Source organism: Actinomadura meridiana, from assembly GCF_039537545.1.
In the GTDB taxonomy this organism is placed as follows: domain Bacteria; phylum Actinomycetota; class Actinomycetes; order Streptosporangiales; family Streptosporangiaceae; genus Spirillospora; species Spirillospora meridiana.
Window position 1 is genome coordinate 73,695 of the sequence record NZ_BAABAS010000027.1, and the last position, 20,104, is coordinate 93,798.

The 20,104-nt window shown below is 72.0% G+C and carries 18 protein-coding genes; 5 read left to right on the forward strand and 13 right to left on the reverse strand.

Going from position 1 to position 20,104, the window contains the following annotated elements:
* Nucleotides 1-8: 8 nt before the first annotated feature.
* The 3 genes from thrS to ABD808_RS34250 all read right to left on the reverse strand — a co-directional run bounded on the left by thrS (nucleotide 9) and on the right by ABD808_RS34250 (nucleotide 4,393).
* On the reverse strand, nucleotides 9-1,985 hold the full coding sequence (gene thrS / locus ABD808_RS34240) for a threonine--tRNA ligase (protein WP_344906151.1): 1,977 nt from the start codon (nucleotides 1,983-1,985) through the stop codon (nucleotides 9-11).
* Nucleotides 1,986-2,233: 248 nt separating this feature from the next.
* Entirely contained in the window at nucleotides 2,234-3,673 is a 1,440-nt protein-coding gene (locus ABD808_RS34245) for a sugar porter family MFS transporter (RefSeq protein WP_344906154.1), read from the reverse strand.
* Between the two features lie 90 nt (nucleotides 3,674-3,763).
* Nucleotides 3,764-4,393, reverse strand: coding sequence for a class I SAM-dependent methyltransferase (locus tag ABD808_RS34250; RefSeq protein WP_344906157.1), 630 nt, complete (start codon nucleotides 4,391-4,393; stop codon nucleotides 3,764-3,766).
* 130 nt (nucleotides 4,394-4,523) lie between these two features.
* Between ABD808_RS34250 and ABD808_RS34255 the strand changes: the two genes are divergently transcribed.
* Together ABD808_RS34255 and ABD808_RS34260 are read left to right on the forward strand one after the other, a co-directional pair.
* Complete coding sequence (locus ABD808_RS34255; RefSeq protein WP_344906160.1) at nucleotides 4,524-5,777, forward strand: sensor histidine kinase; 1,254 nt, start codon at nucleotides 4,524-4,526, stop codon at nucleotides 5,775-5,777.
* Between the two features lie 71 nt (nucleotides 5,778-5,848).
* Nucleotides 5,849-6,523, forward strand: a complete 675-nt coding sequence (locus tag ABD808_RS34260) for a response regulator (RefSeq protein WP_344906163.1) — start codon at nucleotides 5,849-5,851, stop codon at nucleotides 6,521-6,523.
* A 123-nt stretch (nucleotides 6,524-6,646) separates the two neighbouring features.
* Here the strand turns inward: ABD808_RS34260 and ABD808_RS34265 are convergent, their stop codons facing one another.
* Nucleotides 6,647-7,669 carry an ROK family transcriptional regulator gene (locus tag ABD808_RS34265; protein ID WP_344906166.1) on the reverse strand — a complete coding sequence of 341 codons (1,023 nt, stop codon included), beginning with the start codon at nucleotides 7,667-7,669 and terminating at the stop codon, nucleotides 6,647-6,649.
* A gap of 72 nt (nucleotides 7,670-7,741) precedes the next feature.
* Here ABD808_RS34265 and ABD808_RS34270 point away from each other — a divergent pair, with 72 nt between their 5' ends.
* The gene (locus tag ABD808_RS34270) at nucleotides 7,742-8,914 is read left to right on the forward strand and encodes an MFS transporter (RefSeq protein ID WP_344906169.1); all 1,173 of its coding nucleotides are present in this window, start codon (nucleotides 7,742-7,744) and stop codon (nucleotides 8,912-8,914) included.
* A 299-nt stretch (nucleotides 8,915-9,213) separates the two neighbouring features.
* Nucleotides 9,214-10,161 (forward strand): hypothetical protein, encoded by a 948-nt coding sequence (locus tag ABD808_RS34275; protein ID WP_344906172.1) that lies wholly within the window; start codon nucleotides 9,214-9,216, stop codon nucleotides 10,159-10,161.
* Here the strand turns inward: ABD808_RS34275 and kynU are convergent.
* From kynU to ABD808_RS34310, 7 genes are all read right to left on the reverse strand, one after another.
* Nucleotides 10,142-11,398: a kynureninase gene (gene kynU, locus ABD808_RS34280; protein ID WP_344906175.1), complete on the reverse strand. Its 1,257-nt coding sequence runs from the start codon at nucleotides 11,396-11,398 to the stop codon at nucleotides 10,142-10,144. The genes ABD808_RS34275 and kynU overlap by 20 nt on opposite strands.
* On the reverse strand, nucleotides 11,395-12,435 hold the full coding sequence (locus ABD808_RS34285; protein WP_344906178.1) for an amidohydrolase family protein: 1,041 nt from the start codon (nucleotides 12,433-12,435) through the stop codon (nucleotides 11,395-11,397). Before ABD808_RS34285 ends, kynU begins: the two co-directional genes overlap by 4 nt.
* 11 nt (nucleotides 12,436-12,446) lie before the next feature.
* Nucleotides 12,447-13,019, reverse strand: a complete 573-nt coding sequence (locus ABD808_RS34290) for a 3-hydroxyanthranilate 3,4-dioxygenase (RefSeq protein WP_344906181.1) — start codon at nucleotides 13,017-13,019, stop codon at nucleotides 12,447-12,449.
* The gene (locus tag ABD808_RS34295; protein ID WP_344906184.1) at nucleotides 13,016-13,462 is read right to left on the reverse strand and encodes a RidA family protein; all 447 of its coding nucleotides are present in this window, start codon (nucleotides 13,460-13,462) and stop codon (nucleotides 13,016-13,018) included. The genes ABD808_RS34290 and ABD808_RS34295 overlap by 4 nt, the downstream gene beginning before the upstream one ends.
* Nucleotides 13,459-14,202, reverse strand: coding sequence for a 2-keto-4-pentenoate hydratase (locus ABD808_RS34300; protein WP_344906186.1), 744 nt, complete (start codon nucleotides 14,200-14,202; stop codon nucleotides 13,459-13,461). The genes ABD808_RS34295 and ABD808_RS34300 overlap by 4 nt, the downstream gene beginning before the upstream one ends.
* A gap of 73 nt (nucleotides 14,203-14,275) precedes the next feature.
* Complete coding sequence (locus ABD808_RS34305; protein ID WP_344906188.1) at nucleotides 14,276-15,064, reverse strand: 2-keto-4-pentenoate hydratase; 789 nt, start codon at nucleotides 15,062-15,064, stop codon at nucleotides 14,276-14,278.
* Nucleotides 15,065-15,075: 11 nt separating this feature from the next.
* Complete coding sequence (locus tag ABD808_RS34310) at nucleotides 15,076-16,512, reverse strand: 2-hydroxymuconic semialdehyde dehydrogenase (protein ID WP_344906190.1); 1,437 nt, start codon at nucleotides 16,510-16,512, stop codon at nucleotides 15,076-15,078.
* Nucleotides 16,513-16,621: 109 nt separating this feature from the next.
* Here ABD808_RS34310 and ABD808_RS34315 point away from each other — a divergent pair, with 109 nt between their 5' ends.
* The gene (locus tag ABD808_RS34315) at nucleotides 16,622-17,551 is read left to right on the forward strand and encodes a LysR substrate-binding domain-containing protein (protein WP_344906192.1); all 930 of its coding nucleotides are present in this window, start codon (nucleotides 16,622-16,624) and stop codon (nucleotides 17,549-17,551) included.
* Here the strand turns inward: ABD808_RS34315 and ABD808_RS34320 are convergent, their stop codons facing one another.
* Both ABD808_RS34320 and ABD808_RS34325 read right to left on the reverse strand, forming a co-directional pair.
* Nucleotides 17,552-18,415, reverse strand: coding sequence for an alpha/beta hydrolase (locus ABD808_RS34320; RefSeq protein WP_344906195.1), 864 nt, complete (start codon nucleotides 18,413-18,415; stop codon nucleotides 17,552-17,554). It abuts the gene before it with no gap.
* A gap of 29 nt (nucleotides 18,416-18,444) precedes the next feature.
* Nucleotides 18,445-20,058, reverse strand: a complete 1,614-nt coding sequence (locus tag ABD808_RS34325) for an ABC-F family ATP-binding cassette domain-containing protein (RefSeq protein ID WP_344906198.1) — start codon at nucleotides 20,056-20,058, stop codon at nucleotides 18,445-18,447.
* Nucleotides 20,059-20,104 lie beyond the last annotated feature (46 nt).

Below are 20,104 nucleotides of genomic sequence, written 5' to 3' on the forward strand. Positions count from 1 at the left end.
CGGGCCCGTCAGATCTGCACGCGGGCCTCGATCGCCTTGACGATCTCGTCGACCGCCTCGTCGATCGGCACGCCGTTGCGCTGCTCGCCGTTGCGGTAGCGGAACGACACGGCGTCCCTGGCCACGTCGTCGTCGCCCGCCAGGAGCATGTACGGGATCTTCTGCTTCTGCGCGTTGCGGATCTTCTTCTGCATCCGGTCGGAGGAGGCGTCCACCTCGACCCGGACGCCGCGTTCGCGCAGCGCGGCGGCGACCCTGCGCAGGTGCGGGACGTGGTCGTCGGCGATCGGGATCCCGACGGCCTGCACCGGCGCCAGCCACGGCGGCATCGCGCCCGCGTAGTGCTCCAGCAGCACGCCGAAGAACCGCTCGATCGACCCGAACAGCGCCCGGTGGATCATGACGGGCTGCTGCCGGGTGCCGTCGGCGGCCTGGTACTCCAGGCCGAACCGCTTGGGCTGGTTGAAGTCGACCTGGATGGTGGACAGCTGCCAGGTCCGGCCGATGGCGTCCCTGGCCTGCACGGAGATCTTCGGGCCGTAGAACGCGGCGCCGCCGGGGTCGGCGACCAGGTCGAGCCCGGACTCCTGCGCGGCCCGCCGCAGCGCCTCGGTGGCCTCCTCCCAGTCGGCGTCCTCGCCGATGAACTTGGGCGAGTCGTCGCGGGTGGACAGCTCCAGGTAGAACTCGTTCAGCCCGTAGTCGCGCAGCAGGTCGAGGACGAAGGTGAGCAGGCCCTTCAGCTCGTCGCCCATCTGCTCCTTGGTGCAGTAGATGTGCGCGTCGTCCTGGGTCATGCCGCGGACGCGGGTGAGGCCGTGCACCACGCCGGACTTCTCGAACCGGTACACCGAGCCGAACTCGAACAGCCGCAGCGGCAGCTCACGGTAGGACCGCCCGCGCGCCTTGAAGATCAGGTTGTGCATCGGGCAGTTCATCGGCTTGAGGCGGTACTCCGAGCCGTCCACCTCGAACGGCGGGAAGGTGTCCTCGTCGTAGTAGGGCAGGTGGCCCGAGGTCTCGAACAGGGAGCCCTTGGTGATGTGCGGGGTGTTGACGAACTCGTAGCCGCTCTCCTCGTGGCGGCGGCGGGAGTAGTCCTCCATGACGCGGCGGACGACGCCGCCCTTCGGGTGGAAGACGGCGAGGCCGCTGCCGATCTCGGGCGGGAAGGAGAACAGGTCGAGCTCGGCGCCGAGCCTGCGGTGGTCGCGCTTCTCCGCCTCCTCCAGGAACTTCAGGTATTCGTCCTGCTTCTCCCTGGACTCCCACGCGGTGCCGTAGATGCGCTGGAGCTGCGGGTTCTTCTCGCTGCCGCGCCAGTAGGCGCCGCCGGACCGCATCAGCTTGAACGCGGGGATGACCCGGGTGGACGGCAGGTGCGGGCCGCGGCACAGGTCCTTCCAGCGCAGCTCGCCGGACTTGGCGTCGAGGTTGTCGTAGATGGTCAGCTCGCCGCCGCCGACCTCGACGCTCGCGCCCTCGGCCGCGTCCTCGGCGGAGCCGGAGCCCTTGAGCCCGATCAGCTCCAGCTTGTACGGCTCGGCCGCCAGTTCGGCGCGGGCGTCGGCGTCGGAGACGGGACGGCGGGCGAACCGCTGCCCCTGCTTGACGATCTCGCGCATCCGCTTCTCGACGCGCTTGAGGTCGTCGGGGGTGAACGGCTCGGCGACGTCGAAGTCGTAGTAGAAGCCGTTCTCCACGGGCGGGCCGATGCCGAGCCGCGCGTCGGGGAACAGTTCCTGGACGGCCTGCGCCATCACGTGCGCGGCGGAGTGCCGCATGATCGCCCGGCCGTCGGCGGAGCCGATCTCGACGGGTTCGACGGCGTCGCCGTCGCGCAGTTCGGCGGCGAGGTCGCGCAGCTCGCCGTTGACCCGGGCCGCGATCACGGTGCGGCCGTCGGCGTCCAGCGCCTGGCCCGCGGTGGCGCCGACCGGCACCGCCCGCTCGCTCCCGTCGAGGATGATGCGCAGCTCGGACACGGATACTCCTCGTGGTATTGGGCCGGGATCGGCGGGTTCCGATGCTATCGACTCGGGATGGCTCCCGGACGCATCCGCCTTCATGAGCGTTCCTCTCCTGGTGGAGGGCCCCATCGGCGATCCCGGACAGCAGTAGGGCCCCGGGATCGCTCCCGGGGCCCCACAGCGTGCAATGTCAGGACATGCCGCCGTCGCGCCGGGAGTGACCCGGCGTCGTCGTCTCGAACACGTACGGCATGTCTCCGAGTCTAACCGATGGGTTTCGGCCGGGCAGGTGCCTTCGGGGCGGTGAGCCCGTCCATGTCCTCCAGCTCGCGGCCCTTGGTCTCGGGGACGGCGCGGATCACGAACAGCAGCGCCAGGACGGAGAACAGCGTGTAGATGCCGTAGGCGAGGCCCAGGGAGAACCCGGAGATGCCGGGGAACGTCGTGGTGATCACCCAGTTGGCGAGCCACTGCGCGGCGGCGGCGACGGCGAGCGCGGACGCCCGGATGAAGTTGGTGAACATCTCGCCGAGCATCACCCACACGACGGGGCCCCAGGTCGCGGCGAACGAGGCGACGAACGCGTTGGCGGCGACCAGCGCGATGGGACCGGCGGCACCGCCCAGCTGCGGGTCGCCGTCCACCACGGGCGCGGTGGCGAAGCAGACCGTGAGGGTGCCGAGGGAGATCGCCATGCCCGCCGCGCCGACCAGCAGCAGCGGACGCCGTCCGACCCGGTCGATGAGGGCGATCGCGACCAGCGTGAACACGACGTTCACCATCGAGTTGATGACCGAGGTGAGCATGGCGTTGTCCTCGGAGAACCCGACGGCCTGCCACAGCGAGGACGAGTAGTAGAAGATCACGTTGATGCCGACGAACTGCTGGAACACCGACAGCAGGATCCCGATCCAGACGATCGGGAGCAGCCCGAGCCGGGAGCCGCGCAGGTCGTGCAGGCGGACGGGCCGGTCGGCGGCGATCGACCGGGAGATCTCGCCGATCTTGGCGTCCACGTCGCCATGCCCGAGGACACGGGCCAGGACCTTCCGGGCGCCGGGCAGGTCGTGCTTCTTCACCAGGTATCGCGGCGACTCGGGGATGCTCGTGGCGATGAAGCCCCACACGACGGCGGGCACCGTGGCGCTGGCGAACATCCACCGCCACGCAGAACCGCCCCAGGGGAACGTTCCAGTCGCGCCGCCGTCGGAGACCTGCGCGATGACGTAGTCGACGACGAGCGCCGCGAAGATGCCGAGGACGATCGCCATCTGCTGGAGCGAGCCGAGGCGTCCGCGCAGCTCGGCGGGCGCGATCTCGGCGATGTAGGCGGGCGCGATGACCGACGCGGCGCCGATCGCCACGCCCCCGGCCAGCCGCCAGAACGTCAGGTCCACCGGGTTGAACGCCAGCGCGGAGCCGAGCGAGCTGACCACGAACAGCAGCGCCGCGGCGAGCATCACCCGGACCCGTCCGATCCGGTCGCTGACCGGCCCGGCGAACCAGGCGCCCACCGCGCAGCCGAGCAGCGCGGCCGACACGACGAACCCGACGACGAAGCCGCTCAGGTCGAACTGTTCCTTGAGCGCGTCGACCGTCCCGTTGATCACCGAGGAGTCGTAGCCGAACAGGAACCCGCCGAGTGCGGCGGCACCCGCGAGGAGGACGGCGGTGGCGGTGGAGTGGGAGGGCCGGTCGGTCATGCGCCTGATCTTCCCCGGCGGGATGACCTTATGCGGGGCCTTGCGCGGGACGGCGTGCGGGTCCGTGCGCGGGACCTTGTGTGGGCGTCCTCAGTCGCGGATGGCGACGCCGATGACGTGCGGCGACGCCGGGTTGGCCCGGCCGGAGGGGAACTCGAAGCGCCGCTCGTCCCGGACGGTGAACCCGGATCCGGCGATCCACTCGTCCGTCGGGCGGGACACGTGGCAGCCCGCCGCGAGGAACGGCCACAGCAGGTCGGCGTAGCGCTGGAACCGCACCTTCCCCGGTGTCCGGCCCCGGACGTGCTCGTAGTAACGCAGCTCCCCGCCGGGTTTCAGGACGCGCCGCAACTCGGCGAGGGCCCGCACCGGATCGCGCACCGAGCACAACACGAGGGACGCCACCGCCACGTCGAACGAGGCGTCGTCTTCGTCGAGGTGCTCGGCGAGGCCGGGCCGCACGGTGACCGGCACGGACGCCGCCGCGGCGGAGAACCCGGCCCTCGCACGCAGCCGCGGCTCGGGTTCGACGGCGACGACCCCGGTGACCTCGGGCGGATAGTGCGCGAAGTTGGCCCCGTAACCGGCGCCCACCTCCAGCACGCGGCCGGACGCCCCGGCGAGCAGCTCGGCGCGGTGCGCGTCGCCGCCGGCCTTGGCGCACCCGGCGTCCAGGCGCGGATAGAGCCGGGCGAAGATCGGATGGCTCAGATCGCTCATCTCCGCAGTGTCCGTCGCCCCGCCGATCACCGCAAGATCACTCCCTGCCAGGTGATACCAGGGGGGCGGGTCGCATCTCCCTCCGCCGGGGCAGGCCGTGTCCGGAGCGTTGGTTCTAGGCTCGACCGTGATGAACGATCCAGATCAGGCCGCGTCGGGGGCCCGAACCCAGTTGATCTCCGGCGTCCGCTCGGCCGTCCTCCCCGGCCGGGACGACCCGGCCGTCACGCTGCTGCCGGGGCTGCTCGCGCTGCGCCTCCCGCTGCTGGCGATCCTGCTCGCGATGACGATCGGCTTCACCGGCGGGTCCATCGCGATCTTCATCGTCGAGTACAGCGTGAACCCGGAGGCCGCCTGGCCGCTCGGCCTGCTCCAGGCGGCGCCGCTGATCTTCGCGGCGCGGTGGCCGCTGGCCGCGTGGCGGGTCGCCGCGCTCGGGCTGCTGCTGACGGTCTTCGCCCGGCACGGGACGGGTTTCATGCCGTGGCCGGTCCCCGCGGTCCTGGCCCTGGTCATCATCCTGTTCTTCACCGGAGTCGGCGCAGACCGGCAGACCAGCGTCGGCGTCGGGACCGTCACGATCTGCGGGGTGCTGACGCCCGCCGTGCTGTTCGGAATGCCGGGCTGGTTCGGGATGATCCTCGCCGGGATCACGGTGGTCGCGCTGGCGTTCGGCGACGCGGTCGGCGGGCGGCACTCCGCCGTGGAGGAGCTGCGCAGGCGCGAGGAGCAGCATCGCGAGGACCTCGCCCGGCAGGCGGTGCTGGAGGAACGGGCCCGCATCGCCCGCGAGCTGCACGACGTCGTGGCGCACCACATGTCGGTGATCGCGATGCAGGCGGAGGCCGCCCCCTACAAGATCCCGGACCTGCCGGACGCGGCGAAGCAGACGTTCGGCGTGGTGCGGGACGCGGCGCGCGAGGCGCTCACCGAGACCCGCCGCGTCGTGGGTCTGCTGCGCTCCGACGACGAGGGCGCCGAGCGGACCCCGCAACCCGGCCTGGACCGGCTCGACGACCTGGTCTCGGCGGCCCGCCGCGCCGGGCTGTCGGTCGCGACCGTCGTCGTCGGGATGCCCCGGCCGCTGAACGCCGGCGTCGACCTGTCGGCGTACCGGATCGTCCAGGAGTCGCTGAGCAACGCCGCCCGGTACGCACCGGGCGCCCGGGTCCACGTCGAGGTGAGGTACGGCACGGAGGCGCTGACGGTGTCGGTGTCCGACGACGGGCCGCGCAGCACGCCCGAGGAGTCGCACGGCGGCGGGCACGGCCTGGTCGGGATGCGCGAGCGCGTCACGATGCTGGGCGGCAGCCTGGACACGGGCGCCCGCGAGGAGGGCGGCTGGTCGGTCGTCGCCGACCTCCCCTACGGAGATCCTGACTGATCTTCCGTACCCCGGGCCGCTGTGGGGGACGACCCCCCACGCCCCCCGGAATCGCCCCGTAGGGTTGGCACGTGACGATTCGGGTGCTGATCGCCGACGACCAGGTGATGATCCGCGACGGGCTCGCGGCGCTGCTGTCCTCCGATGCGGGGATCGAGGTGATCGGGCAGGCGGGCAACGGCCGCGAGGCGGTGGAGCTGGCCCGCGAACTCGACCCGGACGTGATCGTCATGGACATCCGGATGCCGGAGATGGACGGTCTGGCCGCCACCGCCGAACTGACCGGCGGCCACGACCCCGACGCCGACCCGGCCGGGGCGCGGCCGAAGGTGCTCGTCCTGACGACGTTCGACCTGGACGAGTACGTCTACGAGGCGCTCGGGGCCGGGGCCAGCGGCTTCCTGCTGAAGGACGCCTCGGCGGCCGACCTGGTGAACGGCGTGCGGGTCGTCGCGGCGGGCGACGCGCTGCTGGCGCCCTCCATCACCCGCCGCCTGATCGGCGACTTCGCCCGGCGCCGCCGCCACCAGCGGCCAAGCCCGAAGGCGACCGCGGGCCTGACGCCCCGGGAGCTGGACGTGCTGCGACTCATCGCCCGCGGGCTGTCCAACGCCGAGATCGCGGCCGAGCTGGTGCTGGCCGAGCAGACGGTCAAGACGCACGTCGGGCACGTGCTCACCAAGCTCACCCTGCGCGACCGCACCCAGGCCGTCGTCTACGCCTACGAGAACGGCCTGGTCGGCTAACAAGCACAGGTCGGCTAACAAGCACAGGTCGGCTAACAAGCACAGGTCGGCTAACAAGCACAGGTCGGCTAACAAGCACAGGTCGGCTAACAAGCACAGGTCGGTTAGGCGAACACCGGCGGGCTAGCCGCCGAAGACGGCGTCGCGGGTGAGGTCGAGGGCGGTCAGCACGGCGCCGCGCAGGATGGCGTCGCCCTCCACGGCGCTCGGCCGCACCTCGGTGGACGCGGGCGAGATGGCACCGAGCCGGTCGGCGACCAGCCGGGCGAGCCCCTCGCCGCCCCGGCGGCCGATCCCGCCGCCGAGCACGACGAGCCCCGGATCGAGGACGGCGACGAGCACGAACACGCTCTTGACGATCATGTCGGCGAGCGCCTCGGGGCCGAGGTCCCGTTCGACCTCGGCCTCCAGCAGGCAGCAGAAGTCCTCGCCGCCGAACTTCAGCAGCGCCACCTCGCCCGCGCCGCCGGACGCGCCGCGCCGCAGCCTGCCGTCCAGGACGATCGCCGCGCCGACGCCGTCGTCCATCCACAGCAGCGCGAAGTCGTCGCGACCCGCCGCCGCGCCGCCCCGGTGCTCGGCGATCGCCGCGAGGTTGACCTCGTTCTCCACGATCACCGGCGCGGCGAGCCGTTCCGCGAGGGCCGTGCCGAGGTCTGGCCGTCCGCCGCGGACGCCGCTGTCGCTGGCGAGCCCGGTCCGCGGATGGATCAGGCCCGGGGTGCCGAGGACGACCGTGTGCGGCACGCGCCCCTCCCCCGCCTCGTCGATGGCCGAGGCGATGACCTGCACCAGGTCCGGTTCCGCCGACAGGGGCCGGGACACGACGCCGATCTCGGTGCCCGCGATGTCGGCGACGCCCACCTGGACGACGTCGCGGCGCAGGTTCACGCCCGCCACGTGCGCGCGGCCCGCCACCAGCCCGTAGAGGCGCGCGTTCGGGCCCCGCCGGTCGGCGCCCGTCTCCCCCGCCACCTCGATCAGCCCGGCGGCGCGCAGCCGCTCGATCAGGTCGGACACGGTCGGCCGGGACAGCCCGGTCAGCGCGCGCAGCTGCGGCGCGGTCAGCGGGCCGCGCTCCAGCAGCAGGTCGAGCGCGAGCCGGTCGTTGATCGCGCGGGCCATCGTCGGGTCGGCGGTCTTCATGCCGGTCATATTAGTCAGGGAGCCTGCATATTTCTCTTTTCATCAGGAAGCCTGCCTGTTAGTTTCTGGGCCATGGACCCTCGACACCGCGCCATCGGCATCGTGTTCACCGTCCACGGGGCCGTCGCGGGCACCCTCGCCACCCGCATCCCCTGGATCCAGGACAGGCTCGACCTGTCCCCCGGCCTCCTCGGCCTCGCCCTGCTGTGCCCGTCCATCGGCGCGTTCACCGGCATGCCGACCGCGAGCCGCCTGGCGCACCGGATCGGCGAGCGGCGGACCGTCCGCCTCCTCTTGCTCGCGTGGTGCGCGGTCCTCGCCTTGCCCGCGCTCGCGCCCGCGCCCGTCTGGCTGTTCGGGGCCATGCTGCTGTACGGGGTCGCGTCCGGCATGTGCGACGTCGTGATGAACGGCCACGGCGTCGCGGTGGAGCGGCAACTGCGGCGCCCGATCATCTCCGGCCTGCACGGCCTGTGGTGCATCGGCAGCCTGACGGCGGGGGGCGTCGGCATCCTCGCCGCGCACGCCCGCGTGGACGCCCGCCTCCACCTCGGCCTGGTCGCCGCCGTCCTGCTCGCCATCGGCGCCCTTGCCGGACGGGGGCTGCTCGCGGACCGGCCGTCCGAGGGCGTCCCGGCGCCGCGCCGGTTCGCGCTGCCGACCCGGGCCGTCCTCGCGATCGGGCTCGTCGGGTTCTGCGGCACGTTCGCCGAGGGCGCGAGCGCCGACTGGGCCGCCGTCTACCTCACCGAGGTCACCGGCTCGGGTCCCGGCCTCGCCGCCGCCGCGTTCACGATCTTCATGTCGTGCATGGCGGCCACCCGGCTCGCCGGTGACCTGCTGGTCCGCCGGTTCGGCGCCGCGACGGTCGTGCGGTGCGGCGGGTCGGTCGCCGTCCTCGGCGGTGTGCTGGTCGTGGCGGCCCGCGTCCCGTGGCTCGCCATGGGCGGGTTCGCGCTGCTCGGCGTCGGGGTCGCGACCGTCGTCCCGCTGGTGTTCGTGGCCGCCGCCGACACCGGCTCGACCCCCGGCGAGGGCGTCGCGGGCGTCGCGACGATCACCTATCTGTCCGGGCTGACCGCGCCCGCCGTCACCGGCTGGACGGCCGGGGCCCTGTCCTACCCGGCCGCCTTCGCCATGATCACCGGAGTGGTCGCGCTGATGACCCTGTCGGCGGGCGCCCTGCGTCCCCGCGCGGGCAAGGCGACGACGGCGGCCACGGCCCAGGAGACCGCGCTGCGCTAGCGGGAACCCGGCCTGATGAGGACCGAGATCTTCGACAGGTCCCGCGCGGCCCGGGACGCGGTCGGGTGGCGCGCCGACGCGAACGCGCGGCGCTGGCGAAGGTCCCCGACCGCTCGCGTGACCGCCTGCTGCTGCGGATGCTCGGCGCCTCCTGAAGCTCACCCGTATGGGGGAACCGCGCGCCCACGATTCCTACCTCGGCGGGTACTGGCCGGATCACCGCTCCGGGAGGCTCATTGAGCTGATCTCGGGAGGTGCGGATTCGGATGACACGGGTTTCGGTAGGACCGCCTGTTGCCATGGGCGTGGGCGCGCGTTGGAGCACGATCCGCAGGCTCGCGGGCTATGGCGCGGCGACCAGCATGTCGCTCTACCTGGCCGTCAAGGTCGTGTGGGTCGCCGTGGGGTTGTTCGGCTACGGGCCGGACGACTTCGGCCAGGCCGACTGGGTCGTGCTCAACGCGGTCACCGTGGTCATGTCGGCGACGGGGGTCGCGTTGGGGCTGGCGCTGGCCCAGCTGTGGGGGCGCGGGCTCCGCGCCGGTCCGGTGCTCTTCTTCTCGTGGGTCGGCGCGGGCTTCCTGGTCCCGATGCTTCCGTACATGGTGGCCTCGGTCGGGCTGGGCATGCTCGGCGTCGACCTGGACGGCGGCGCCGACAGTGGTGGCGACGGCGGCGGGGACGGCTCGGGGGCGATGCCGGGATGGGAGACGGTCTTCCTCGGCCTCGGCTTCGCCGGGACGGCCGTGGGCCTGGCCGTCGCGCTGCCGATCTATCTGCGGGAGAGGTGGCCGCGAGCGTTCCTCGGCAGGGTCGGCGACGGCCCGGCCCCCTCATCCGTGCTGGCCACGGCGGGCGTGGTCGCGGCCGCCGGGCTGGGCCTGCTCTGGTCGTACTGGGCGCTGGGCGGGACGGCGGGCTTCGACCCGGGGCATCGCGACCACTGGGACCTCAACGGGCAGCTGCTCAACGCGAGTTCGGGGATGTGCGCCCTGGCGGGTGCGTGGAGCGTGTGGACGCTGACGAACCGGCGCCCTGCCCGGCTGCGACAGTGGGTTCCGATGACGCTGGCGTTCGGGGCGTCCGGCTCCCTGTTCGCCTGGAGCGCCTGGAAGCTCGCGATGGTCGTCTTCAGTCCTGGAGGCTTCGTGCCCGCCGAGTACGCGGCGGTCGCCGTCGTCGAGCATGTCGTGAGCATCGGCGCGGGCCTGGCCCTGGTGACCGCCGTCATCCGAGCGCATCGGTGAGCGCGTCGGCAGCGCGGTGGCAGTCGTGGAACGTGCAGTACAGCGGGACCGGGGCGAGGCGGACGACGTCGGGTTCGCGGGCGTCGGCGATCACCCCGTGGTCCCCGGCGAGGCGGCGGGTGAGACCGCCCGCGTCGGGCACGCGAAGCGACATCTGGGCGCCACGTGCCGCCGGGTCCGGGGGCGTGATGACGGTGACGCCACCGATGGACGCGAGCCGGGACGCGAGGTACCCGGTCAGACGCTCGCTCTTGGCGCGCAGGGCGTCCATGCCGACCCGGTCGAAGATCTCCAGGGACGCCAGGACGGGCGCCAGTGCCAGGATCGGCGGGTTGGACAGCTGCCAGGCGTCGGCGGACGAGGGCGGCGAGATGTCGGGATCCATCCGGAACCGGACGGCGGGATCGGTGCCCCACCAGCCCGACAGCTTCGGCACGGACTCGTCCCGGACGTGCCGTTCGTGGACGAACGCTCCCGCGACCGCGCCCGGCCCGCTGTTGAGGTACTTGTAGCTGCACCAGGCCGCGAAGTCGACGTCCCAGTCGTGCAGGCGCAGCGGGACGTTCCCGGCGGCGTGCGCCAGGTCCCAGCCGACGACGGCCCCGGCCGCGCGGCCCGCCTTGGTGATCGCCGGGATGTCGAACAGCTGGCCGGTCAGATAGTTGACGCCGCCGAGCAGCACGAGCGCGACCGTGTCGCCCTCGCGTTCGAGATGGGCGAGGACGTCCTCGGTGCGCAGGGTGTCCTCGCCGGGGCGAGGACGGAGCCGCACCACGGCCTCGGCCGGGTCGAGGCCGTGGTGGGCGGCCTGGCTGGCGACCGCGTACGAGTCGGACGGGAACGCCGCGTCCTCGATGACGATGCGGGTCCGCGTCCCGGCCGGCCGGTAGAAGCTCGCCATCAGCAGGTGCAGGTTGACGGTCAGCGAGTTCATCGCGACGACCTCGTGGGGACGGGCCCCGACGAGACGGGCGGCGGGCTCGCGCGCCAGCTCGTGGTAGTCGACCCACGGGCGGCGCCCCTGCGTGTGGGCCTCGACGGCGAGGCGTGCCCAGTCGTCCAGCTCCTCGAAGAGCAGCCCGGCGACGGCCTTCGGCTGGAGGCCGAGGGAGTTCCCGGCGAAGTAGGCGGCCTCGTCGAATCGGCCGCCGGGCGCGGGCGGGACCAGGAACTCGTCGCGCGGCGTGGGCAGCGGGTCGGTCTCGTCGAGCCGCCGCGCCTCCTCTTCACGGTTCACGGGGTGCTTCCTTCGGTGGTCACCAGATCGTCAGCGGCGGCGGGCGCGGTGGCGAAGAACACCTGCGCGTTGCCGCCGAGGAGGAGGGCGCATTCGGCGTCGTCCAGTCCGGCGCAGCCGCGGATCGTGGCGCCCGGCTCCAGTTCCCCCAGCGGGAACGGGTAGTCGGTGCCGAGCATCACGTGGTCGGCGCCCATCACGTCCACGAGCAGGCGGAGGGCGCGCGGGTCGAAGACGGCCGAGTCGACGTAGAACCGGTCGAGGTACTCCGACGGCGGGCGCGGCGACCCCTCGCGGACGATGTCGCGCCGGTGCCAGGCGTTGTCGGCGCGTCCGAGCAGGAACGCGAAGCTGCCGCCGCCGTGGCAGAAGCACAGCCGCAACGACTCGGGGATCCGCTCGAACGCCCCGGACAGCATCAGCCCGAGGATGCTGAGCTGCGTCTCGGCGGGCATCCCGCACAGCCACGGCAGCATGTGGCCGCGCATCCGGTCGGCGCCGAGCATGTCCCACGGGTGCGCCAGCACCGGCAGGCCGAGCCCGGCGCAGTACGCGAGGAACGCGGTGATCCCGTCGTCGTCGAGGTTGCGGTCGCCGACATGGTTGCCGATGTGGACGCCGCGGTGCCCGTCCGCCTTCGCGCGCGACGCGACGTCGCAGGCGAGCGCCGGGTCCTGCAACGGGACCTGGCAGAGCGGCAGCAGCCGGTCGGGCGCGTCGGCGCAGAACGCGAGGATCCGCTCATTCACCAGGTCACACCAGTCGGCGGCGCGACCCGGCTCGGCGGAGTACCCGAACATCAGCGGGGTGGACGACACGGCCTGGACGTCGACGCCCGCGGCGTCCATGTCGGCCAGGCGGCGGGCCGGGTCCCACAGCGCCTCCCCGACCGGCCGGTACTCGTCGTCGCCGCTCATCATCATGCCGGTGCCGCCCTCGTCGACGCGCAGCCACGGCTGCCCGGAGTCGGCGAGGACCCCGCCCTCCCGCCGGGCGATGCGCGGGAAGACGTGCGTGTGGACGTCGATGACCGTCACGGGTCCCCCGGTCAGTCGCGAGGCGCGGTGGCCGGGATCATGGCCTGCGGCCAGTGCTTGCCCGGGTGGACGGCGCCGCAGTTCGCGCACGTGCGGTCACCGTCGTAGAAGCGCTGGAACGTGGGCGGCAGGTCGTCCACGATGGAGCGGACCTGGAGTTCGGCGCGGTGCACGAGATGGTGGCACTCGGTGCAGTACCACTCGAACGCCTCGGTCGTGCCCTCCGGACGCGGAACCTCCACGACCAGGCCGATCGACCCGACCTCGGGCCGCTGCGGCGAGTGCCGGACGTGCGGCGGCAGCAGGAAGATGTCGCCCTCGTTGATCTGAACGTCGGTGGGCGGACGGCCCTCCTCCTCCATCACGCGCAGCACCATGTTGCCCTTGAGCTGGTAGAAGAACTCCTCCTTCGGGTCGTCGTGGAAGTCGGTCCGCTGGTTCGGGCCGCCGACCACCATGACGATCAACCCGGCGTCCTGGAACACCTGGACGTTGCCGACCGGCGGTTTCAGCAGGTCGCGGTGCTCGTCGATCCACGAGTCGAAGTTGAAGGGATGTCCGAACGAGAGCTGCGGCAGGGTCATGCTCCGGCCTCCTTACCGGGTGGGCGGTTCCTCGGGACGTGCGCGACGCACGAGATCTCGATGAGCAGGTGGGGGTGCGGAAGCTGGTGCACCGCGACGGTCGTGCGGGCGGGACCGGTCTCGTCGAAGTACTCCCCGTAGACCTCGTTGTATCCCCCGAAGTCGTTCATGCTCACCAGGTACGCGGTGACGTTGACCAGGTCGGACAGGTCGCCGCCCGCCGCCCGCAGCAGATCGCGGACGTTCTCGATGACGGCGCGGGTCTGCGCCCGGATGTCGAGGTCGGTGACGCCCATCGCGTCGGCGGACGCCCCGGCGAACGTGCCGTCGGGGCGGCGCGAACTCGTCCCGGACACGAATACCAGGTCGCCCGCCCGCTTGATATGCGGGAACCGTCCGCGCGGCGGGGCCTTGCCGTCGACGAGGATCGCGTCGTCCGTCATGTCGTCACCTCGACGGAGCCGAGCCCGGCGGCGGTGATCCGCACGTGCGCGTCCTTCGGCAGCGGGACGGCCGCCGTCGGGGCGCCCGCGAGCACGACCCACCCGGGTTCCAGCGTGAGACCCGCGCCGAGCGCGAGCCGGGCGGCGGCCCGCAGCGACCGCGCCGGATCACCGAGGATCGCGGCGGACGAGCCCGTCTCCACGGGACGCCCGTCGATCTCCAGGAGCATCCCCCGGTTCGACACGTCGCACGGCGGATGCCAGGCCCCGAACCCGAACCGCGCGGCCGACGCGTTGTCGGCGATGACGTCCGGGAGGGTGAACTTGAAGTCGCGGTACCGGGAGTCGAGCACCTCGAACCCGACCGCGACACCAGCCACGGCCGTCTCGACGTCGGCGGCCGAACGGACCTCGCGGCCGATCAGGTAGGCGATCTCCGGTTCGACGCGCGGGTGGATGAGCCGGGACATGTCCACGGGCCCGTCGGTGAGCATCGCGTCGGTGAGCAGGCCCCAGATGACGTCGTCGATGCCCATCTGCGCCATCTTCGCGCGGCTGGTGAACCCCATCTTCACCCCGGCGAGCCGCTCCCCCCTATGACGCCGCCGCTCAATCCCGGCCCGCTGCACCGCATACGCAAGCGGCACGTCGAAGGGCGTGTCGTGGGTGAGCTGTGTGATTGCCTGCTGGCCACGCGCGGCGTCGTCGAGCCGCTTCGCGAGCAGGTTCACGTCCACCATCAGCTCCTGCCTCTCTGGGGGGCGACCCCCAGACCCCCGGAGGGGAGCCCCGAAGATCCTCGCTTCGCTGCGGTCATCGGGGCTCCTTGCCGAAGGCGACGCGGACGTCGCCGAGGCCTTCGATGCGGGCCTCGAAGACGTCGCCGGGGGCGGCTGCGACGACGGGGCCGAGGGCACCGGTCAACACGGTGTCCCCGGCGCGCAGGGGGCGGGCGACTCGGACGAGGGTGTCGGCGAGCCAGAGGGCCGCGTTCAGCGGGTGGCCGAGGCAGGCGGCGCCGGTGCCGGTGGAGACCTGGTCGCCGCGCCGTTCCATCACCATTCCGCACAGGCGCAGGTCCACGTCGGAGAGGGGGACGGGGCGTCCGCCCAGCACGTACATCCCGGACGAGGCGTTGTCGGCGACGGTGTCGGCGAGCGTGATGTCCCAGTCGCGGACGCGGCTGCCGACGACCTCGATGGCGGGCAGCGCGAACGCCGTCGCGCGGATCACGTCGGCGACGGTGTGCCGCTCGTGGGTCAGGTCCCGGTCGAGGACCAGGGCGACTTCGGCCTCGGCGCGCGGTTGCAGGACGGCGCCCGCCGGGATCTCAGCCCCGTCCGGGACGGCCATGTCGGCGAACAGCATCCCGAAGTCGGGGCTGTCGACGCCGAGCTGGGCCTGCACGGCCCGCGACGTGAGGCCGATCTTGCGTCCGGTGAGGCGGCGACCCTCGTCCAGCCAGCACTCGGTCATCAGGTTCTGGACGGCGTACGCGTCCTCCACGGTGGTGATCAGGTCGCGGACGGGGTCGCACGGTACGCCGTGCGTGTACGCGCCGTCGAGCCGTTCGGCGGCGTCGTCGATGTTCGTGGTGGTCACGTGGTTCGCTCTCAGATCTGGATGCAGACGTTCACGGGTTCGGAGAAGAAGTCCAGGGAGTACTCTCCTCCTTCCCTTCCGATCCCGGACGCCTTGACCCCGCCGAACGGAGTGCGCAGGTCACGCAGGTTCCAGCAGTTCACCCAGACGATTCCGGTCTCGACGCGGGGCGCCACTCGGTGCGCGCGCGACAGGTCCCGCGTCCAGACGGTGGAGGCGAGCCCGTAGGGGCTGTCGTTGGCGAGCGCGAGCGCCTCGTCCTCGGTGTCGAACGGCGCGACGTGGCAGACCGGGCCGAAGATCTCCTCGCGGACGGCGCGGGCCGACTCCGGGAGCCCGGTGAGGACGGTCGGCTCGACATGGAAGCCGCCGTCGCGGTCGTCGCCGAACGTGGGCGTCCCGCCGCCCGCGACGACCGTGGCGCCCTCGTCGCGGGCGAGCCGGTAGTACGCCAGGACCTTGTCGCGGTGCTCGGCGGAGATCATCGGGCCGTAGTCGTCCAGGGCCCCCGCCCGCTCGCCGAGCCGCGTGACGAACTCGTCGAAGATCGGGCGTTCGACGTAGACGCGCTCGGTGCACAGGCAGATCTGGCCGGAGTGCGTGAACGACGAGCGGACCGTCCCGGCGACGGCGGCGTCGATGTCGGCGTCGGCGAACACCAGCGCCGGGTTCTTGCCGCCCAGCTCGAACGAGACGGGCGTGACGTGGTCGGCGGCGTTCCGCATGATCGCCGCGCCGGTGGCGGACTCGCCGGTGAACGCGATCGCGTCCACGTCCGGATGCCCGGTGAGGAACTCCCCGGCCGCGTCCGGGCCGTGGCCGTGCACCACGTTGAAGACGCCGTCCGGGAGTCCGGCGTCGTCGATGACGTGGGCGAGCAGCGTCGCGGTGGACGGCGTCTCCTCCGACGGCTTCAACACGACCGCGTTGCCGCACGCGAGCGCGGGCGCGATCTTCCATGTCGAGAGAAGTAGCGGCAGGTTCCACGGAGACACGACGGCCACGACGCCGAGCGGTCGCCGGACCGTGTAGTTGAGCGCCTCCCCCGCGCCCGCGCTCCAGCCCGGGACCCGCGTCGTGTACGCGCGTTCGGGACGTCCATACAGCAGGTCGGCGTAGGCGCGGAAGTTGCCGACGGCGCGGGGGACGTCGACCGTCCTGGCGAACTCGCGGGGCCTGCCGGTGTCGGCGACCTCGGCGTCCACGAACTCCTCGAACCGGGCCTGGATCCCGTCGGCGACGGAGCGCAGCGCGGCGGCCCGCTCCTCGGCGCTCGCCGTCCCCCAGGGGCCGCGCAGGGCGGAGCGCGCCGCCGTGACGGCGTCGTCCACGACCTCGCGGGTCGCCTCGGGGACGGTGCCGAGTTCAAAGCCGTCGGCGGGCGCGATGAGCGGGAAGGCCGATCCGTCGGAACGAAAGGCGCCGCCGACGTAGTGCTCAGCCTTCATCGCTTCCTCCCACTCGGCTCGACACCCTCGATCCTCCGCCCGCGAAGGTATGCCTGACAAATACCAATCGGCGGTCGAGTTATCACGAAACTGTGATACCAAGTCGGACATGCGCGCGATCGACCTGCTCAACGGGCGGCTGAAGCTCCGCCATCTCGTCCTCGTCGTCGCGATCGCCGACCAGGGCAGCGTCCTGCGGGCCGCCGAGCATCTGCGGCTCGCGCAGCCCGCCGTGACCCGGAGCCTGCGCGAGGTGGAGGGCGTCCTCGGCGTCGAGCTGTTCACGCGCGGGCCGCGCGGCGCGACGCCGACGATGTTCGGGGACGTCTTCGTCGAGCACGCCCGCGCCGCCCTCGCCGAACTGCGCCGGGCGGGCGAACGCATCACGGGCCTCGCGGACGGCGATGTCGGCACCGTCACGATCGGCACGCTGCTCGCCGGGTCGAACGTACTGCTGCCCCGCGCGATCGCCGCGCTGAAACGGGACCGTCCCGGCATCACGGTCATCGTGCGGGAGGCGACGTTCGACGCGCAGGTCCCGCGCCTGCTCGACGGGGAGATCGACCTGATCCTGGGCCGTCTCAACCCGATCGGCGACCAGCGCGGCCTGCGCCAGATCACGCTGTACGGCGAACCCGTCCGGCTCGTCGCCCGGCGTGATCATCCGGCGCGGGCCCGGCCGGGACTGTGCCTCGCCGACCTGCTCGACTATCCGTGGGTGCTGCCGTTGGAGCAGACCGCGCTGCGCGCCGAGCTGGAGGAGGTGTTCCGCGCGGACGGGCTCGTCCCGCCGGAGAACCTGGTCGAGTGCACGTCGGTGCTGACCGTGCGGACCCTCGTCCGCGACACCGACATGATCGCCGCGCTGCCCGAACTGGTGGCCCGCACGGACGCGGACATCGCGCCGCTGCCGGTGCCGCTGGAGAGCGTCCGCCGCCAGGTGGGCGTGACGCTGCCCGCCGGCCGCGCGCCGACGCCGTCCGCCCGGCTGATGCTCGACCACCTGTGCCGCGAGGCCGAAGCGATCACCGCGCCATGATCACACGGACCGGACGAGGTCGATGAGCGTCCTGCCGACGGTGGAGTCGGGGTCGCCCAGGTCGAGGACGACGTCGAAGTGGTCGCGTCCGGGGACCACCATCAGGTCGCCAGCCTCCCAGTGCGGCTGGAACAGGCGAGACTGCTCCAGGAAACCGGTGCCGTCGTTCTCCGGGACGACGAACACGGCGGGGCAACGCGCGCCGACGGGCAGGAGCGCGGGGCTCAGCGCCGCCGCCCGCTCCAGGTCGAGCCGCACGTACTGGTTCACGTAGATGCGGGTGACGGGCCTGATGTCGAACAGACCGCTGATCGGCATCACCGCCTTCACGACGTCCTCGGACAGCCCGTAATCCTGCTGCCATCCGCCGACCATCGTCATAGCGGTGAGGTGCCCGCCCGCCGAGCTTCCGCCGACCACGATCCGGTCCGGGTCGAGACCGTGTTCGCGGCCGTGCCGGTGCACCCACGCGACCACGGCGCGCGCCTGCCGGACGATCTCCTCCAGCGTCGCCTTCGGCGCGAGCGTGTAGTCCGGGACGACGGTCGCGATGCCCTGCTCGTGGAGCGTCCGCGCCATGAACGACGACTCCTCGCGGGAGAGCGCGAACCAGTAACCGCCGTGGAAGAAGACGAACACGGGTCGGAGGGCCTGGTCGTCGATACCCCAGACGTCGAGGCGTTCGCCGCTCGTCTCGTCGTAGACGACGCCGGGATGCCCGGGGAGACCGGCCACGGCCTGCTCGGACTCGGTCTTGTAGCGGGCCAGATGGAGGTTCATCGCCTCCGTCCCGGATTTGCGCCGCACGTTGTACGCGACGTCGAGTTCCTCGTCGCTCAGGTCGCTGCCCGGCCAGTCGCCCACATCGGCCTCCTCACCCTCGGCCCGACACGCTACCGGCCGCCGCCGACGGGGAACGGGGCCCAGATGGGCTCGTCCGACTCGTGGACGTCGCCGTCCGCTCCGAGAATGAGATAACGGTCGAATTCGGCGGCGAACCAGCGGTCATGGGTGACCGCGAGGACCGTGCCCGAATAGGACGCCAATCCCTCCTGCAATGCCTCGGCACTGGCAAGGTCGAGATTGTCGGTCGGCTCGTCCAGCAACAGCAGGGTCGCGCCCGACAGTTCCAGCAGCAGAATTTGCAGGCGGGCCTGCTGGCCTCCCGACAGGGTCTCGAACGGCCGGGATCCGGCGGGTGCCAGCTCGTAGCGGGCGAGCGCGGCCATCGCGTCGTTGCGGGTCAGCGCGTTCTCCGCCATGACGATCTGCGCCGGTGTGCGGCCCTGCAAATCGTGCCGCACATGCGTCTGGACGAAATGGCCGGGCACGACCCGCGCGCCCAGCCGGAACGTCCCGTCGTGCGGAATGTCGTCTCCGGCGAGCAGGCGCAGGAATGTCGATTTGCCCGAGCCGTTCGAGCCGAGGACCGCGACTCGTTCGCCATACCAAACCTCAAGGTCGAAAGGGCGGACCAATCCGGTCAGTTCAAGCGATTCGCAGATAAGAGAACGCTTTCCGGTGCGCCCGCCACGCAGCCGCATTCGCACGTTCTGCTCTTTGGGGGCGCTTCGCGGCGGCCCGGCCTCCTCGAAACGCTGAAGCCGGGTGCGAGCGGCCTGGTAGGCGGAGGAGACGGCGTCGTTGTTGGTGGCGCGCTGCCGCAATGTGTGGACGAGTTGTCTGAGGCGCTGATGTTCGTCGTCCCAGCGCCGCCGCAGTTCGTGAAGGCGGTCGGTGCGGTCACGACGGGCCTGCGTGTAGCCCGCGAACCCGCCGCCGTGCACCCAGACGTCGCGGGATTCCACCGTGATGACGCGGTCAGCGGTGTCCGCCAGCAGTTGGCGATCGTGCGACACGAGCAGCACGGTCTTGCTCGTGCCACACAGCCTTTCCGCCAGCCGTTCCTTGCCCGGTACGTCCAGGTAGTTGTCGGGCTCGTCCAGCAGCAGGATCTCGTCCGGACCGCGCAGGAGCGCCTCCAGGACGAGACGTTTCTGCTCGCCGCCGGACAGCGTCGTCACCCCACGGTCCTTCGCCTCGTCGAAGCGCAGACCGAGCGCCGCCGTCGTGCAGGTGTCCCAGACGATCTCGATGTCGTATCCGCCCGCGTCGGTGTAGTCGGTGATGGCCTGGGCGTAGGCGAGCTGGCTCCGTTCGCTCTCTGACAGCGCGCTCTCCGCCCTCGCCAGGGCGTCCGCCGCGTCGCGCAGCCGAGCAGGGGCCACCGACAACAGCAGGTCGTGGACGGTGCGGCCGTCGCGGATGTGACCGATGAACTGGCGCATGACGCCGAGGCCGCCAGAACTCGTCACGCCCCCGTCCGACGGCGCGATGTCGCCCGCGATCAACCGGAGGAGGGTGGTCTTGCCCGCGCCGTTTGGGCCGACGAGCGCCGCCTTCGTCCCGGCCCCGACACGGAACGACACGCCGTCCAGCAGGGTCCGGCCGCCCGGCGGCGCGTAGGTCAGGCGGCTCACCTCGATATGGCCCACAACACTCCTCATACACTGTTCGAGTCGCTGGATCATTGATCCGACACTCGCCCAATGT